This is a genomic window from Kitasatospora sp. NPDC048407 (genome assembly GCF_043200475.1).
Lineage (GTDB): Bacteria > Actinomycetota > Actinomycetes > Streptomycetales > Streptomycetaceae > Kitasatospora.
On the sequence record NZ_JBICXW010000034.1, the window covers coordinates 14,030 to 31,187 of the forward strand.

Here is a 17,158-nt window from a genome sequence, read left to right on the forward strand (position 1 = left end):
GACGTGGCGGCCTCTCGGTGAGGCGGGGCGGGGTGGTGCGGCTGGCCCGTGACGTATCTGGGAGGTTCGGATGGCTGTCAAGCAAGTGCTGTGCGATGAAGGGGCGTTGGTCAGAGAGGCGCAGGACGCATTGCCGTCGGTCGCTTCTCGGGTAGCAGCCGACCTGCTACGGGCGGCCGGGGCGAAGGTGACGGCGGCGGGCGGGACGCTGGAGGTCGGCGGGGCCTTGACCTGCCGGTTGACGTGGGCGGGGCCGGTGGCGCTCCCGTTGCGAAGCGAGGCGGACGTGCAGGCGGCGTGCGGGGTGATGCACGTCCACGGGCGCAGGTACGGTGGCCCGCGCCCGCTGGGGGTGGACTTCGCGTCGGTTGCGGCCGGGGTGCTGGCCGCCGGTGGCACTCTCGCGGCCTTGCGGGCACGGGAGTTGGGCGTGCCGTACCGGGAGGTGGAGGTCTCGGTGGCGCAGGCCGCGCTGCTCGGCGTGTCGCAGTACCTGGCGGCGGCGACGGCGGAGGAGCCGTGCCCGGAGCCGGCGGGGGCGGGTGGTCCGCCGTTCCGATCGTCGGACGGTGTCCGGTTCGAGCTGGAAGCCCTGGCCGCCGACGGCTGGTTGCGGTTCTGGACCGAACTCGGCGTCGAGCGACGGGTGGTGGGCCGTTCGTGGCTCCCGTTCCAGGCGCGGTACGGGACGGCGACGTGTCCGTTGCCGGACGAACTCTTCGTTGCGGCTGGTCGGTTGACGTTCCCGGAGGTGGTCGCGTCGGCGGAGCGGTGTGACGTCACCGCGACGCCGGTGGAGGCGCGGCCGATGGCGGCAGGTGGGGTGCCGTGGCAGTTGTGGGAGGGGTCGGCAGGGGCCTCGCGGTGCGTTGCTCCGGCGGGTGGGCGCGGCCCGCTGGACGGCGTGACGGTCGTCGAGGTGGCGCGGCGCGTACAAGGCCCCATGGCTGGACGGGTGTTGAGCCTGCTGGGTGCGCGGGTGGTGCGGGTCGAGCCGCCCGGCGGGGACCCGTTGCGGGGCGTGCCGCCGATGACCGGGATCGACGGGGAGCCGGTGTCGGCGCGATTCGCTGCGCTCAACCGCGGCAAGGAGGTGCTGGAGGCGGACCTTCGGTCGGCGGAAGGCCGGTCTGCTGTAAGGGAGTTGGTGCGGGGTGCGGATGTGCTGCTGCACAGTCTCGCACCGTCGAAGGTGGTCGGCCTGGGCCTGGACGCCGAGACCTTGGACGCGGTCCGGCCTGGCCTGGTCTACGCACAGGCGTCCGGGGGCGCGCCCGGGTTGAACACCGACTTCCCCGTGCAGGCGCACTCCGGTCTCGCCGCGCTCCTGGTCCCGCCCGGGTTGCCGCCGCAACCGACGCTACTGACGGTCTGCGACGTGCTGGGCGGACTGGTCTGCGCGACGGCGGCCGTCGCCGGGCTGGCGGCGCAGGCGCGGACGGGGCGGGCGCAGCGGGTGGAGTCGTCGCTGTTGTCGGCGGCGCGGCTGTTGTGCGGCGCGGTAAGTGCGCCCGGTCGGTGTGGGGTTGAGGTCGAGAGCGGGAGCGAGAGCGAGAGTAGGAGCGAGAGCAGGAGCGGGAGCAGGAGCGGAAGCGGGAGCAGGAGCAGGAGCAGGAGCGGGGTGTGCACGGATCTGGCGGCGCTGGCCGGGGATCCGCGGTTCGCCGAGGCGCTGGACAGTTCGGGGTGCGCCATCGTGCGCGCGCCCTGGGAGTTCCGGACGTGAGCGGGTGGCGGTGGCGCGAGCGGCGCCCGCGACCGCTGTGCGGACGCTCAGGACAGCGGGCGTCACGCCGCAGGGGCCTCGCCGGGCGGGGCCGCAGGCGCTGCGCGTACGGGCGGTGGGGTCGGTGCTGCCCTCCGTCCGAGGGCGTTTCGGACGGAGGGCAGGGGGGCGGGTGCGGGCCTGGGCGCAGTGACGAGTGGCCGGCGACGACGGGTGGGTGGACGGCTGACGGCGGTGGGCGGCGGGGTGGCGCGCTGGGGTCTGGTGGTTCGGGCGGGCGGGGGGCGTGCGCGGCGGGGCGGCGTTGGCGGGCGGGTGGCCAGGCGTCGGCGGCGAGGAGCGGCGTGGGCTCGGCTGGGGTGGGCCGGCACGGAGGCGTTCGTCGTGGTGTGGCGGGCACGGCTGCGCCTGTGGGTCTACGGCGCACCAGGTCCGGGCCCGCGGGCGACTCGGCAAGTGCCGGTTCGCGGCGGGGTGGCCGTGCGGCCTGTGGTGGGCTTCGGCGACGGCGGGTGTGTGGTGCGCTGACGCCCGGGGCGGGGGCGGGGTGGTGCGGCGCCGGAAGCGCGTTGGTGGCGGGCAGAGGGCGGCGCGGCCGGGGAGTTGTTCGCGGTTCGACGGTTGGCGGTGGCGGCGCGGTTCGACGCTGCGGGCCCTGGACGCGTTCGCCCGGTGGTCGGCCATCCGCGCGCTGTCGAGCAACGGCCCTGCTCCGGGTGGCCGACGGCGGGCGGGGAGGTTCGCGGAGGTGCCACGCTCCGGGTGTTGGGGTGGAGGGGCGGCGTGGGGCTTCGACGGGCGCGGTCGGGTGGCGTTGCGGCGTTTCGGCGGGCTCGGCAGGCTCGGCGGGTGAAGGCCGCTGTTTTGGTCCGGCCGGGACTCTGCGGGGTGGCTGTGGACAGCGGGTCGCGTCACCAACGTCCTTGTCCTGCCAGGGTGGTGGCGGTTCCGGCCACACGCTTCGGCCACGATCGAAGCGCGGCGTGTGTACGCGCGGCGCCGCCGCCGGGCGGCGCGACGCCGTGACACGAGGCGGCAAGTGGGCCCGCGGAGCTGCGCACGCCCCCGGGGTCGGCGACGCCCACTCGGCTGGAATGGTCCGCTGGTTCAGGCACTGGTCACGTACACCTGGCAGCCGACCACACTCCCGCTGCCCAGCAACGACCCTGCGCCGGGCAGCCGATACCAGGTGGGGGTGCGCTCGAAGGTGCCGCGCTCTGCCTGCTCCGGCGGAGAGGCGAAACGGCGTCCCGGGCGTCCCGGCAGGTGCCGTCGGGTGGCATTGGGGCGGTGCGGCGGGCTCGGCAGGTGGGGGTCGCTGTCTCGGTAGAACTCCCGCCACTCCACTCATGCCCACCCCCGCCGGGACTCCGCAGGAGATCTGCGGGCGGCGCGACTCGTCACGCCGCAGGCACTGGCCGCGACCGAAGCACCGTACTTGCGCATCCGACCCCGGAGACCGGCGGCACGGCAGCGCGAAGGCGTCGGTGACAGGTAGGCGCGGCCGGGGCTTCGGTGCTGCCCAGGCTCCAGTGATCGGTAGCGCCCACGCAGGCGACGCGGACCCGCGGAATGGGGCCCGGTCACGCGGATCTGGCGATCGACCACACGCGCGCTGCCGAACAACCACCTCCATCCAGGCGGCCGACGGCGTGTTGGGGCGCTCGCCGAGGTGCCGCCCTCTGCATGGCGGGGCGAAGGGATGGCGCTGCATTGCGGCGGATGCGGTTGGGTGTCGTTGCGGCGCCGCGGCTGGCGCAGCAGGTGGATGTCGTGGCCTCAGTGGGACGGGCCGCCAGCTGCGAGCTCACTCCGGCGCGCCAGGAGCTTCTGCATCGGTGGAACCGCCGCAGGGTGCCGGTGCGCGGTGCGACAGGTCACCAACGGCGCTGCCCTGGAGGCCCGGTGGCGCTGAACGCCTCACACCTCGACGGACACGCCCCACCTGCATGCCGGGCACCGCCACCGGGCGGCGCGGCGCTGTGAACGCATCGGCGTCGGGCAGAAACGGCTGGGGCTGTGGAGCCAGCCAGGCTCCGGAAGTCGGCCCTGCCCACTCAGGCGAAGCGGAACCGCGAGACGGGTCCCGGCCACGCGAATCCGGCGATCGACCACACGCACGCTGCCGAACAACCACCCCGATCCAAGCGGCCGACGGCATGTTGGGGCGCTCGCCGAGGTGCCGCCCTCTGCCTGCTGGAACGAAGGGACGGCGCCGCATCCCGGCAGACGCTGTCGGGTGGCACTGCGGCACCGCAGCTACCCCAGCAAGTGGACGCAGTGGCCCCAGTGGGACGGGTCCGCAGCTGCCGGCTCACCCCGCTCCTGGACCGGTAGGGCAGCCACCGGGCGCCGGTATGCGAGATGGCAGGCCGCCAACGACCGCGCCTTGTAGGGGCATTGACGCCGAACGTCGCGCCTCTCGGCTACGACCAACTCGCCCCGCCTGCATGCCAGGCACCGCCACCGGGCGGCGCGACGCCATGAACGTATCGGCGGCGGGCAGACACGGCTGGGGCTGTGGAGCTGGCCAGGCTCCGGAAGTCGGCGCTGCCCACTCAGACGATGCAGGCCGGCGAGGCGGCGTTCGGTCATGCGGATCTGGCGATCGACCATTCATGCGCTGCCGACCAACTGTCCGGCCTCAGGCGGTCGCCGGCAGGCGGGGGCGCTCGGTGGTGCGCCGCCCTCGGCCTGCGGACGTCAAGGGACGGCAAGGTGTCTCGACGAACGTGGCCGGGCGGCGTTACGGCGCTGCGGCAGGCCGGGGAGGTGAACGCCGTTGTCTCGATGGGACGGGTCCACAGCTGCGGGCTCACCCCGCCGCGCCAGGAACACGCGCACTGGCGGAACCGCCGCGGGGTGCCGCGGGCGGCACGGCAGGTCACCGACGGCTCGGCCCTGGAAGGCCGGTGACGCTGAACGCCGCGCAGCTCGGCAACGACCAACTCGCCCCGCCTGCGCGCCAGGCAGTGTTGCCGGGCGGCGCAACCCGGCGAACGCATCGGCGTCGGGCAGACGCGACTGCGGCTGTAGAACGAATCAGAGCCGGTGGCACCTGGCGTTTCGGCAGCGACAAATACCGACTGCCCGGACCGCAGGTGCGTTGGTGGCGGCCCGGACGCTACGCGGCCCGGTGGGTTCGGCCGGGCGGCACTGCGGCGTTGCGCCTGGGGCGCCCGTGTCGCCCCCCGTCGGCGGCGTGTCGGGGCAAGGGGCACTGCGGCGTTGCGCCTGGGGCGCCCGTGTCGGCCCCGCCGTCGGCGGCGTGTCGGGGCAAGGGGTGTCGGCGGTGCGGGCGGGGGTGGGCGGCAATGGCGTGGGGTGGGCGGGGAGTTGGCGTGTTGAGCGAGGGGTGTTGGTGGGGGTTTCGGTGTGGGATCGATCAGTGATGGGAGTGGTGGTTGTGGGCGGTATGTGGGTCTCGGTGGCTGGGGTGGAGTTTCCGGATCAGGTGGGGCGGGAGTTGCGGGAGGAGTGGGTGGCTCGGGGGTGGTGTCCGGGGCGGGGGTTGTACGAGTTGTTTGTGGGGCGGGTGGGGGTTGATGGGGGGCGGGTGGCTGTGGTGGATGACGGGGGTGAGGTGACGTTCGCGGAACTGGCCGGGCGGGTGCGGGGGTTGGCGGCGGGGCTGGCGGCGCGGGGGGTGGGGCCGGGGTCGGTGGTGGCGACGAAGGTGCCGGCGGATTGGCGGGCGGTGGCGGTGGATCTGGCGGTGGCGGCGCTGGGGGCGGTGGTGTTGCCGTGTGTGCCGGGGCATGGGCGGCGGGACCTGCTGGCGTTGTTGGGGACGTCGCGGGCGGATGCGGTGGTGACGGTGCCGGAGTGGAAGGCGCTGGTGGACGGGTTGCGGCCCGAACTGCCTTGGCTGCACGAGGTGGTGGTGTTGGGGGCGGAGCCGTGGCCGGAGCGGGTGGGGTGGGAGCCCGCGGTGGTGGATGCGGAGGCGCCGGCGCGGATTCTGGTGTCGTCGGGGTCGGAGGGCGCGCCGAAGTTGATCGCGTATTCGCACAATGCGCTGGCGGGGGGCCGCGGGCGGTACGTGGAGCGGGTGCTGGAGACGGTGGACGGGGCGCCGCCGCGGGTGTTGCTGTTGGTGCATCCGGCGACGGCGTACGGCTCGTTGGCGGTGGTGTCGTTGGTGCGGTGCGGGGCGACGGTGGTGTTGCGGGAGCGGTTCGATCCGACGGATGCGCTGGCGGCGGTGGGGCGTTGGCGGCCGACTCACCTGGCGGCGGTGCCGACGATGCTGCGCCGTCTGGCGGATCAACTTCCGGTGGCGGGCGAGGACTTGTCGTCCTTGCAGGCGGTGGTGTCGAGTTCGGCGATGCTGTCGTCCGCCGTGCTGGGGGCGACGTTGCGGCGGTTCGGGTGTCCGGTGGTGAATGTGTACGGGTCCAGTGACGGAGTGAACTGTCATGCGCGGTGGACGAGTTCGGACGTCGATGTGCTGCGGGTGGGGCGTCCAGATCCGGCGGTGGCGGAGTTCCGGGTGTGCGGGCCGGACGGGCTTCCGGTGCCGGTGGGGATGGCGGGTGAGGTGCAGGCGCGGGGGCCGATGAGTCCGCTGTGTCACGTCGGGGAGCCTGAGTTGGACACCCTGCTGCGGGTGGACGGCGGGTGGGTGCGGTCCGGCGATCGGGGGGTGCTGGAGGCGGACGGGTCGCTGCGGGTGGTGGCGCGGATCAAGCAGATGGTGAACCGGGGTGGGGTGTCGATCGGGCTGTCGGAGGTGGAGCGCCTGCTGGAGGGCCACCCCGGGCTGGTGGAGGCGGTGTGCGTGCCGGTGCCGGATCCGGATCTCGGCGAGCGGATGTGTGTCTGCGCGGTGCCGCGCGAACCGGCGGGCGGGTTGGCGCTCGTCGAACTCACGGACTACCTGGGCCAGTTGTGCGGGCTGGAGAAGTACAAGTGGCCGGAGCGGCTGGTGCTGCTGGAGCGGTTGCCGCTGGGCGCGTCCGGGAAGCCGGACCGTTTGGTGCTGACGGAGTTGGCGGCCGCGGCAACCCGTGGGCAGGGACAGGTGGTTGTCGCGAGTTGAGACGCGTGACGGCCGGGGCCCACCACAGCTGCTGGGTGGGCCCCGGCGATGCGTGGCGGGTCAGCCGACGGGGGCGGGCGCGTCGGCGAAGGAGAGCACTGCGGCGGTGATCCGCTCGACCTGGGTGTCCGTCAGGTGGGGGTAGACCGGGATGGAGAGGCACTGGCGGGCGGCGCGTTCGGCGTTGGGCCAGTGGCCGCCGGTGGGGACGGCGGAGGCGAACGCGGGCTGGTGGGGCAGCGGGCTCGGGTAGTAGACGTGGCTGTCGATGCCGTGGGTGGCGAGGTGCTTCCTGAGCTGGTCGCGGTGCTCGGCGAGCAGTGAATAGACGTAGTAGCAGCGGCCGTTGGTGCCGGGCGGCGGCGGCGTGATGCCGTGGCCGGCGAGCTGGGTGAACCGTTCGGTGTAGTGGGCGGCGATCTCGGCGCGGCGGGCCAGGCGACGGGCCAGGCCGGGGTGGCGGCGCAGCTGGAACGCGGCGAGGATTTCGTCGAACCGGCTGTTCATGCCGATCAGGTGGTGCCGGAAGCGGTGCACGCCGTCCTGCCCGTGGTTGCGCAGCATCCTTACGGTGCGGGCGAGTTCGGGGTCGTCGGTGACCACGACGCCGCCCTCGCCGGGGCCGCCGAAGGACTTCACCTGGACGAACGAGAACAGGCCGGCGTCGCCCCAGGTGCCGGCGGGTCGGCCGTCCAGGACGGCGCCCTGGGCGACGGCGGAGTCCTCGATCAGGCGGAGGCCGTGGCGGGTGGCGAGGGCGCGCAGGCGCGGCATGTCGGCCATCACGGAGAACATGTGGGCGGGCATCAACGCCTTGGTGCGGGCGGTGATCAGGGCCTCGGCGGCGTCCGGGTCGATGACCAGGGTGTGCGGGTCGATGTCGGCGAACACGGGGGTGGCGCCGACGCCGAGGACGGTGTTGGCGAGCGGGGCGCAGCCGAACGCGGGGACGATCACCTCGTCTCCGGCGGTGATGCCCATGGCGCGCAGGATGAGGGTGAGTGCGGTGGTGCCGCTGCCGCAGGCGATGACGTCGGCGACGCCGAGGTCGGCACGCAGCAACTCCTCGAAGCGGACGGTTCGTTCGCCGAGGATGAAGCGTTGGGCGGGGTCGGTGGCGACCTCGTGGACGACGTCCAGCAGCAGGTCGCGGTCGTCCTCGAAGAGGTCGGGCGGGAAGAACGGGATCGGAGGGGGTGCGGTGGTGGTCATCGGTGAGTCCCGTGCTTTCCGTGCTGGAAGCCGCGGACCAGGTCGCTGACCAGGTCCAGGTCGTGGTCTGCGAGGTCGGGGTAGAGCGGCAGCGCGAGGGCGCGTTCGCAGGCGGCCTCGGCCTGCGGGAACTCGCCTCGCCGGTGGCCGAGTTGGGCGAAGCAGGGCTGAAGGTGCAGCGGCGTCGGGTAGTAGGTCTCGGTCTGGACTCCGTGCCGGGCGAGGTGGGCGGCGAGCTCGTCGCGGTGGTCGGACTCGATCAGGTAGACGTACCAGACGGGGTTGGTGGCGGCTTCGCGCGGGACGACGGTGGGCAGGGTCAGGCCGGGGGTGCCGGACAGGCGCTCGGTGTAGCGGGCGGCGAGCTCGGCGCGGCGCGCGATGCACTGGTCGGCGCGGGTGAGCTTGGCGAGCAGGACGGCGGCCTGGATGTCGTCCATCTTGCTGTTGGTGCCGAGGAGTTCGGTGGGCCGGTTGATGGTGGGGAAGTCGTCGACGGTGCGGCCGGTGCGGCCGTGGTGGCGCATCGCGGCGACGGCGTCGGCGATGGCGGGGTCGTCGGTGAGGACGGCGCCGGCGTCACCGATCGCGCCGAGTGTCTTGGTGGGGAAGAAGGACAGTACGCCGCCGGTGCCGTGCAGTCCGGCGTGGACGCCGTCCCAGCGCATGCCGAACGCCTCGGCGCTGTCCTCGACCACGGTCAGGCGGTGGCGGTCGGCGAAGTCCAGCAGGGCGCGCAGGTCGGCGAGTTGGTGGAACAGGTGGACCGGCATGATCATGCGGGTGCGCTCGGTGCGGACGGCTTCCGCACCGGCCGGGTCGATGCTGTAGCTGAGCGGGTCGATGTCGGCGAAGACCGGGCGGCCGCCGGCCAGCACCACGGCGGTGGCGGAGGCGACGAAGCTGTACGTCGGGACGATCACCTCGTCGCCCGGTTGCAGGCCGGCCGCGCGCAGCAGCAGGACCAGCGCGTCGGTGCCGCTGTTGACGCCGACGACGTGGCGGGCGCCGGTCCAGGCGGCGAGGGCGGCTTCGAGTTCGGCGACCTTGGGGCCGTGCGAGTACTTGCCGCGGTCCATCAGTTCGTCTAGGTGGCGCCGGGTGGTGGGCCAGAGGGATTCGAAGGTCTCGGCCTGGCTGAAGAAGGAGACGCCGGAGGAGGCACCCATGGAACTCTCATCGGTTGTGGGGCGGTGATGGACGGTGGGGCGGTAGGGGGGCATGCCGACGTTGCGCGAAGGCGGCGGCACCGCCGGTTCGGAGGCAACCGGAAAACGCTTTCCGAACACCGCCACAGGGAACGGGAAAGCGTTTTCCGGTTGGATTCGGCACCGGCCTTCCGGAGCAGGTGAATCGTCCGCACGGCAGCCGGGTGCACCCCGCTGAATCTATGCTGCCACCACCGCCGTCCACCGCGCGAGAATGGCGACTTCACTCTTTCGAATGGCTTGCAGGACAAGCGAGTTGACGTCCACGCAGGCATGGCCGGAAGTGCTGGTTGAATACCCGGCGAAGCGATCCCCGCGAATCGGACGGAAGGACGGCTCGCCATGTCGAACGGACTCGGGACCTTACTGGTCGGAATGGGACGGGCGGGCAGCGGACTCCATCTGCCGGTGCTGCGCCGGTTGCGCACCGCCGCCGACTCCGCGCACCTGTTCGCCCACGCACCGATACTCGCGGTCGACCCGCACCGCCGTCCCGGGGCAGCCGTCGATCTGCGGCCAGTCAGCCTCGCGGAGGCACCCCGGCTGGCCGACCCGGCCGACACCGTCGTCCATCTCTGCACCCCGCCGACCGAACGGGTCGCCGCCCTGGACACCCTGGGCCGCCTCGGCTACCGGCGCATCCTGCTGGAGAAGCCGTTCGCCGCCGACGCGGCCGGGCTGGACGAACTGCTCGCGCTGCGCGAGCGCCACGGGCTGGACCTGGTGGTGGTCGCCCAGTGGCTGGGCAGCCGGCTGACCGACCGGCTGCGCGCCGCACTGACGAGCGGGGCGTACGGCCCGCTGCGGACCATCCACGTGGTGCAGCGCAAGCCGCGCTTCTCCCGCTCGCTGGCCGGCGACGGCCACCCCACCGCGTTCGACATCGAACTGCCGCACTCCCTCGGCCTCTGCCTCTCGCTCGCCGGGCCGGGCCGAGTCACCGGCGCGGGCGGCACCGACATGGTGGTCGGCGGGCGGGTGCTGCCCCGGCTCGGCACCGCCTGGCTCAACCTCCAGCACGAGAGCGGCGCGTGGACCCGGATCCGCTCCGACCTCACCTCCCCCGTCCGGGAGCGCCGGGTCACCCTGGAACTCGCCCACGGCACCCTGATCGGCCACTTCCCCGGCAGCGAGGCCGACGCCTACGCCCGGCTGACCGTCATCGACCACGACGGCGAGAGCACCGAACTGCTCCACGACGACTCGCTGAGCACCTTCCTGCACCGCGTCTACGCCTACTTCGCGGCGGGCGGCACGGCGGGCGGCACGGCGGGCGGCGCAGCGGGCGGCGTTCATCACCCGCACCCCGACCTGGCGGTCAACTCCCAGGTGGTACGGCTGCTCGACCAGGCCAAGACGATCGCCGCGCAGGCACGTGAGCCGCAGGCGCGTGAGGCCCAGGCCCAGGTCCGTGACGCGCAGGTCCGTGACGCGCAGACGCATGACGCGCAGCGCCGCGCGACGGCGGCCCGATGACCGCCGCCCCCGCCCCGCGTGCCACCGGCACCGCCGTCACCACGTCGGGCGAAGCCGCCCCCACGATCAGCTTCGGCGGCATCGGCGACGAGGCCGCCCCGGACCTGCCCGGCCAGCTCGACGCGCTGGACGAGCTCGGCTGGCGCGACCTCGAGTTGCGGACCGTGGACGGCAGCTGGATCGCCGAGCTGCCGCTCGACCGGGTCGGCCGGATCGCCGAGACGCTCGCCTCCCGGGGCGTCCGGGTGACCTGCCTCGCCTCCCGGATCGGCAACTGGGACAGCCGGATCACCGCCGACTTCGACCGCGACCTGACGGAACTCGCCGCACTCGCCGCCCGCGCCGCGCTGCTGGGAACCGACCGGATCCGGGTCATGTCCTACCCCAACGCGGGCCTGTCGGAGGCGGATTGGCGCCGGCGGGTGCTGGAGCGGCTGGCCCGCTTGGCCGAGCTGGCCGGCCAGGACGGCCTGACCCTGCTGCACGAGAACTGCAGCGGCTGGGCCGGCACCGCCGCCGAACGCCAACTCGACCTGGTGACCACCGTCGACAGCCCGGCGCTGCGCCTGCTGTTCGACGCCGGCAATGGAGTCCCGCACGGCTACGACGGGTACCTGATGCTCCGTCAGATCGCCGACCACGTCGCGCACGTGCACATCAAGGACGCGGTGGGCGACGGCGACCGCACCGAGTACGTGCTGCCGGGTGACGGGGCGGCGCGGCTCGCGGAGAGCCTGCGCTTCCTGGTGGACCGGGGCTGGAGCGGCGGATGGTCACTGGAGCCCCATCTCGCCACCCGCCCGCACCAGGGCCTGGCGGCGGACGGCACCGCCGCGAGCGGGTTCGTCGCGGCCGGAAGGGCGTTGAGCGCGCTGGTGGAGCGCGAGATCCTGCCGTCCGCGGCCGGTTGGCGCCCGGCGCCCGGCGGGCTGGAGCACGCGGCGGGGGTGTCGCGTGCGCGGTGACACCAGAGCCCTCGGTGCCGAAACCGGCGCCCACCCGACGCCAAAGCCAGCGCCGACGCCAGCACCAGCACCGACGGCAGCGCCAACGCCAGCACCGATGGACGCCCGACTCGGGCCTGGCGACCAGGAGTTGCTGCTCGACCTCCTCCGGCTGCCGACCGCCGGCCCGTTGGAGACCGGCCCGGGCGCGCCGCGTCCGTTGCTTGCCGAGGCGCTCGGGGTGTACGCCCGGGCGGCGGGGGCGATCGGCCTGGCCGAGGTGTATCGCGGCGCGCCCCGGGCGGCGGATCTCGACCGTCCGGACGTGCCGCTGAATGTTCGCGAACGGGCCTGCGAGGAAGGCTTCTTGGCGTCCCAGCCGAGCCTGGTGCTGCGGCTCGGCCCGGAGCTGCCCCGGTCGGCGACGGTGATGTTCAACGTGCACCTGGACACGGTGGCCGGCCCGGAGCCGGTCGGCTTCGACGGGAAGCGGTTCACGGGGCGGGGCTCGATCGACGCCAAGGGCCCGGCGGTGGCGTTGCTGGCGGGGATCCGGGCGGCGGTCGCGGCTGAGCCCGGCGTGGGCAGTTCGGTCAGGGTGCTGGTGCAGGCCGTGTCGGGTGAAGAGGGCGGCGCGATGGGCGTGTTCGGCACTCGTCCGCTGGTGGAGGCCGGGTACGTGGGCGCGCTGAACGTGTTCTGCGAACCGACCGGCCTGCGCTATCTGCCCCGGGCCACCGCCGCCGCCACCGCCCGGCTGCGGGTGCGCGGCGAGGACGCGATCGACGACTGCCCGGGCGCGGGCCACAACGCGACCGTCCTGCTCGGCTTCCTCGCGCAGTACCTGGCGAGGGAGTTGGGCACCGTGGCCGCTCCGCGCGACCCGGTGTGCGTGGCGGGTCTGAGCACCGGTCCGCTGCACAACCGGGTGTACGGAACCGGCGATCTGCTGCTCAACCTCCCCTACCGGGACGCGAGTTCGGGGCGCCGGGCGGAGGCGTCGGTGCTGGCGGCGGTCGAGGCCGGACTGGTCGCGTTCCGGCGGGAGTTCGCCGGGCTGCCGGAGTTCGCCCGGACCGCCGCCGACTGCGCGCGGATCACCCGACTGGACTGGCTCAAGCGCGGCCTGCCCGTCCTGGACAACCGGCATCCCGCGTTCGAGGAGCTGCTGGCGCGGCAGGCCGGCATCCCCCGACTCCCGGACGGCGAACCGGCGTTCACCTGCGACGCGATCTGGACGGCGGGCCTGCCGGACGCGTTCACCGTGGTGCTCGGCCCCGGCGACCTGGGCGCCAACCGGGCGCACGCGGAGGGCGAGTTCGCCGACCTCGCCCAACTCGACGGCTTCGCCGCGGCGGTGGCCCGCCTGCTGGTGGCCTTCGCCCGTCACCGAACGCACCGCCGCTGACCGGGTCGACCGCCAACCCGCCGGGAGATGCCCGGCAGGGCGTTCACCAACTCCGCTCCCCATCCCAAGACTTCACCACTGTCCGGAGGCTGTTGCCCATGACCACCGTGGCGTCCTCGCCAACGTCCGCCGCCGCCCGCACCGTTCACGTTCCGTACGCCGAGCTGATCCGGTTCACCACCGAGGTCTTCGTCGCCAACCAACTGCCGCCCGGGCGAGCCAGGTTGGCGGCCGAGGCGTTGTGCTACGGGGACGCGGCGGGGATGGACTCGCACGGGTTGGTGAACCTGTCCCGGCTGTATCTGCCGCTGTTGGCGGAGGGCCGGGCCGATCCGCTGGCCGAACCGGAGGTGGTGGCCGACCGGGGGGCGGCGGTGCTGGTGGACGCGCGGAACGCGCTCGGGCTGTGGCAGGCGGGCGCGGCGATGGAGTTGGCGGCGGACCGGGCGGAGCGGCTCGGCATCGGGCTGGTCTCGGTGCGGCGGGCGACGCACTTCGGGTGTGCGGGGCACCATGCGGCGCGGGTGACCGGGCGCGGCATGATCGGGCTACTGGCGTCGAACTGCGGACGGCAGCGGATCGCCCGCCCGCCGGGTGGCGCGGTCGCGCTGCTCGGCACCAACCCGTGGAGCGTGGCCGCGCCGGCGGGTGAACTCCCCCCGTACGTCCTGGACATGAGCACCACGGCGGTTCCGACGGGACGGGTGCGGGCGGCGGCGCGGGCGGGGCGGGCCATCCCCGAGGGGTGGCTGGCCGACGAGGACGGGCGGCCGGTGACGGATCCGGCGGCATTCGACCGGGGCGAGGCGCATCTGCTCTGGCTGGGCTCGGGTTCGGGCGCCGGGTTCAAGGGGTTCGGGCTCGGGCTGATGGTGGAGGTGCTGGCGGCGATGCTGCCCGGTGCTGGTCTCGGCCCGGAGCCGGCGGCGCTGGACGGGGACGGCGGTCCGACCGGCCGGGACGACGACATCGGCCTGTTCGCGCTGGCGATCGCCCCGGCGGCGCTCCGCGATCCGGAGCAAGTCGCCGCGGACGCACGGACGTTGTTCTCCACGGTGCTGGCCTGCCCGCCCGCCGCCGGGCAGGCCGGTCCGGTCGTCTACCCCGGCTGGCACGAGGCCCGGCGGACCGCTGCGGCGCACCGTGACGGCGTTGCACTGGCCGCCCCGCTGCTGGTCGAACTCGCCTCTGTGGCAGCCAAGTTCGGAGTGCGCCCGGTGGAGGTGGCGGAGTGAGCGGCCTGCGGGTGGGAGTGATCGGGCTCGGGGTGATCTCGCGGTTCTACCTGGCCGCGCTGGAGCAGGTCCCGGGGGTGCGACTGGCGGCGGTGTGCGACCGGGACGCGGATCTGCTGCGCGAGTTCGAGGGCCGGGTGGGGTGCTTCACGGACCACCGGGAGCTGCTGGCCACGGGCGGCCTGGACGCCGTTGTGGTGACCGTCCCGAACGACCTGCACCTGACGATCTGCCGGGACGCGCTGCGGGCGGGCCTGCCGGTGTGCGTGGAGAAGCCGCTGGCGCTGCGGGCAACGGAGGGTGCGGAGTTGGCGTCGCTGGCGGTCGAGCGCCGGGTGCCGCTGTTCACGGCGTTCCACCGGCGGTACAACGCGGCGGTGCGGGAGCTGTGCCGAACGCTGGAGGGCGCGGCGCCGGTGCGGTCGGTGACGGCGCGGTACTTCGAGCGGATCGAGGAGCATGTCGGCCGGGACCGCTGGTACTTGGACCCGGAGCGCTGCGGCGGCGGCTGCATCGCCGACAACGGCCCGAACGCGTACGACCTGCTGCGCCTGCTGGCCGGCCCGATGCGGGTGGAGGCCGCGAAGGTGGTGCGCGACGAGGGCGGGGTGGACCGGTACGCGCTGCTGGAGCTGTCGGGTCCGCGCGGGGTGCGCGGCCGGATCGAGCTGGACTGGTCGTACCCCGGCGAACTGAAGGACGTGGCCGTGGAGTTGGCGGACGGCTCGGTGCTACGGGCCGACCTGCTGGCCGGGCACGACGGGTTCAAGCAGTCACTGTGGCACGAGTACGTCGGCATCGTCACCGACTTCGCCGACCTCCTGGCCGGCGGCGGCGCGGGCGGCGGCAACAACTTCCGGGGCTTCCGGGGCCCGGACGGCGTGGACGCGCTGCGGGTGGTCGAGGCGGCGTACCGGGCCGAGCGGGCGGGGGTGCGCGGGTGATCCGGCAGCGCGAGGACCGGGCCCAACTGGCGGACCCGGTACGGGAGAACGGGCCGAAGCGGACGGTGACGGGCACGCTGGTGAAGGTGCTGCTGCACAGCCGGACGGATCGCGGGATGAGCCTGGAGCCGTTCGCCAGCCGGTGCGTCCGGGCCGGCGAGGTGCACGAGTTGGTGACCACCGACCAGCGGGACACGGCGGCGGGCGCACGGATCGACCGGGTGGGGTTCCTCGGCTTCGCGGAGATCGCGGCGGCGGGGGTGCTGGACCGGGGCGACGAGGTGTTCGTCGGCGAGCACCGAGTGGGGACGGTGCTGGGCTTCGACGCCTGCCACTTCCCCAACCACTACAACGTGCTGATCGCGGCCGATCACCTGCTGACCGGCGAAAAGCTGGACCTGCGGCCGGAGTTGCCGGTGCGGTTCGTCCCGGCGGCCACCGAATCCTGACGCCTGTCGGAGCGAATCCTGACGCCTGTCGAAGCCCGAGGCGACCCGAACAACGAACGAAGGCCCGGAGCGGGAGGTGCCTCCCCCGTTCCGGGCCCGGGTGCGTCAGGCCGTCGCCGGCCGCGCGGCGGGGCTCAGCGGCCCAGCAGCGGAACGTCCAACTCGCCCATGTGGTAGGCGCGGACGGCCTGGACCAGCTCCTCGACGGACAGCTGGCCGTCGCCGTTGGCGTCGATCTGGCGGAACGCCTCGGCCGGCTCGACGCCCTCGACACCGATGGCGTCCAGCCAGGTCTTGAACTCGGCCGGGTTGACCTGACCGTCGCCGTCCACGTCGACCAGCTCGACCATGGCCTGGATGGTCGGCTTGACGACGCGGGCGAAGCCGGCGCCGCCGTTCTCCAGCACGTGCTCCTCGGCGACGTGGTTGAACTGCTCGGGGGTGAGCGCACCGGTCTGCTCGTCGATGCCGACCTTGTCGGCGAAGAAGCTCCACATGCCGAGGTAGGCGTCGGTCAGCTGACGAGCGGCCGGGGAGGTCGGGTCCTCGCCGAAGGCCTGCAGGATGCGCTTGGCCTCGGCGTCCCAGTCGGACCGGTCGATCTGGCCGTCACCGTTCACGTCCCAGAGGTCGAAGCGCTTCTGGGTACGGTCGGCCTGCACGGAACTGGTCATCTCGGGTCTCCAGATTGAGTCTGAGCGGGCGGATCATTTCAAGGAGTCGGCCATCACACAATCGGTGCGGTCGGACACGGAACGTCACAGTACCGGCGTGACGCACTCCGGTTCGCCGACGTACCGCCAACTGGGTGACGGCGCCCCCGCATTGACCGAACGCGAGGCCCACACCCCTTGAACTCCAGGCCTCCAGCCACGTTTTGGGGACGCCGTCAACGGTTTCGCGACCGGCCTCACGAGCGGGTGATCGTCGTCCGGTTCGCTGGCGGAGGGCGCGCTCCGGGCCCCTAACCTCGCTCCGTGACCGAGACCTCCACGACCGACACCTCCGCGACGCTCCCCGCGCTCCCGCTGATCGAGCTCGCCCCGCAGGCCTTCGCCGCCGTGCACGCCCTGCACGCCGCCGTGGAGCAGGCCGCGGCGGCAGCCGGGCTGGAACCGCTGCTGCTCGAACTGGTGCGGCTGCGCTGCTCGCAGCTGAACGGCTGCACGTACTGCGTGGACCTGCACACCGCAGCCGCCCGGAAGGCCGGCGAGTCGGACGAGCGGCTGGGCCGGCTGGCGGCCTGGCGCGAGTCCGGCGCGCTGTTCACGCCCCGCGAGCGGGCCGCGCTGGCCCTCGCGGAGGCAGTCACCCGCCTTCCGGACCACGCGGAGGGCGCACGGGCGCAGCGTGCGGCGCGCGCGGTACTGTCCGACGCCGAGGCGGCGTTCGTGGCGTGGGCGGCGACGGTGGTGAACGCGTACAACCGAATCGCGGTCACCTCCCGGCCGGTGCCGGCCACCGAGGGCTGACCGTCCCGCCCGCGCGCACCGGTTAGCCCGGTGCCGGGTCGTG

Annotated in this window: 12 protein-coding genes; 9 read left to right on the plus strand and 3 right to left on the minus strand. The window is 73.6% G+C overall.

All coding sequences use genetic code 11. The annotated features are described in order from the left end of the window. Positions 1-70 precede the first annotated feature (70 nt). Both ACGFWJ_RS34430 and ACGFWJ_RS34435 read left to right on the plus strand, forming a co-directional pair. Positions 71-1,726: a CoA transferase gene (locus tag ACGFWJ_RS34430; RefSeq protein ID WP_392956559.1), complete on the plus strand. Its 1,656-nt coding sequence runs from the start codon at positions 71-73 to the stop codon at positions 1,724-1,726. A gap of 3,361 nt (positions 1,727-5,087) precedes the next feature. Next, complete coding sequence (locus ACGFWJ_RS34435; protein WP_392956561.1) at positions 5,088-6,767, plus strand: class I adenylate-forming enzyme family protein; 1,680 nt, start codon at positions 5,088-5,090, stop codon at positions 6,765-6,767. Between the two features lie 60 nt (positions 6,768-6,827). Here the strand turns inward: ACGFWJ_RS34435 and ACGFWJ_RS34440 are convergent, their stop codons facing one another. Next, a complete protein-coding gene (locus ACGFWJ_RS34440) occupies positions 6,828-7,979 on the minus strand; it encodes a DegT/DnrJ/EryC1/StrS family aminotransferase (protein WP_392956563.1) in 1,152 nt (383 codons plus the stop codon). After that, on the minus strand, positions 7,976-9,148 hold the full coding sequence (locus ACGFWJ_RS34445) for a DegT/DnrJ/EryC1/StrS family aminotransferase (protein WP_392956565.1): 1,173 nt from the start codon (positions 9,146-9,148) through the stop codon (positions 7,976-7,978). Before ACGFWJ_RS34445 ends, ACGFWJ_RS34440 begins: the two co-directional genes overlap by 4 nt. Positions 9,149-9,562: 414 nt before the next feature. Here ACGFWJ_RS34445 and ACGFWJ_RS34450 point away from each other — a divergent pair, with 414 nt between their 5' ends. The 6 genes from ACGFWJ_RS34450 to ACGFWJ_RS34475 all read left to right on the plus strand — a co-directional run bounded on the left by ACGFWJ_RS34450 (position 9,563) and on the right by ACGFWJ_RS34475 (position 15,643). Then, entirely contained in the window at positions 9,563-10,663 is a 1,101-nt protein-coding gene (locus tag ACGFWJ_RS34450) for a hypothetical protein (RefSeq protein ID WP_392956567.1), read from the plus strand. Beyond that, positions 10,660-11,628 carry a sugar phosphate isomerase/epimerase family protein gene (locus tag ACGFWJ_RS34455; protein ID WP_392956569.1) on the plus strand — a complete coding sequence of 323 codons (969 nt, stop codon included), beginning with the start codon at positions 10,660-10,662 and terminating at the stop codon, positions 11,626-11,628. The genes ACGFWJ_RS34450 and ACGFWJ_RS34455 overlap by 4 nt, the downstream gene beginning before the upstream one ends. Positions 11,629-11,725: 97 nt before the next feature. Continuing rightward, on the plus strand, positions 11,726-13,015 hold the full coding sequence (locus tag ACGFWJ_RS34460; protein ID WP_392956571.1) for a M20/M25/M40 family metallo-hydrolase: 1,290 nt from the start codon (positions 11,726-11,728) through the stop codon (positions 13,013-13,015). A gap of 98 nt (positions 13,016-13,113) precedes the next feature. Continuing rightward, a complete protein-coding gene (locus ACGFWJ_RS34465) occupies positions 13,114-14,250 on the plus strand; it encodes an Ldh family oxidoreductase (protein ID WP_392956573.1) in 1,137 nt (378 codons plus the stop codon). Continuing rightward, positions 14,247-15,194 (plus strand): Gfo/Idh/MocA family protein, encoded by a 948-nt coding sequence (locus ACGFWJ_RS34470; RefSeq protein ID WP_392956575.1) that lies wholly within the window; start codon positions 14,247-14,249, stop codon positions 15,192-15,194. Before ACGFWJ_RS34465 ends, ACGFWJ_RS34470 begins: the two co-directional genes overlap by 4 nt. Further along, the gene (locus ACGFWJ_RS34475) at positions 15,191-15,643 is read left to right on the plus strand and encodes a DUF6917 domain-containing protein (protein WP_392956577.1); all 453 of its coding nucleotides are present in this window, start codon (positions 15,191-15,193) and stop codon (positions 15,641-15,643) included. The genes ACGFWJ_RS34470 and ACGFWJ_RS34475 overlap by 4 nt, the downstream gene beginning before the upstream one ends. 134 nt (positions 15,644-15,777) lie before the next feature. On the opposite strand, the gene ACGFWJ_RS34480 is transcribed toward ACGFWJ_RS34475, so the two are convergent. After that, positions 15,778-16,317, minus strand: a complete 540-nt coding sequence (locus tag ACGFWJ_RS34480; RefSeq protein ID WP_392956579.1) for an EF-hand domain-containing protein — start codon at positions 16,315-16,317, stop codon at positions 15,778-15,780. Between the two features lie 303 nt (positions 16,318-16,620). Here ACGFWJ_RS34480 and ACGFWJ_RS34485 point away from each other — a divergent pair, with 303 nt between their 5' ends. Next, positions 16,621-17,115, plus strand: coding sequence for a carboxymuconolactone decarboxylase family protein (locus ACGFWJ_RS34485; protein WP_392956581.1), 495 nt, complete (start codon positions 16,621-16,623; stop codon positions 17,113-17,115). The last annotated feature ends 43 nt before the right edge of the window (positions 17,116-17,158 follow it).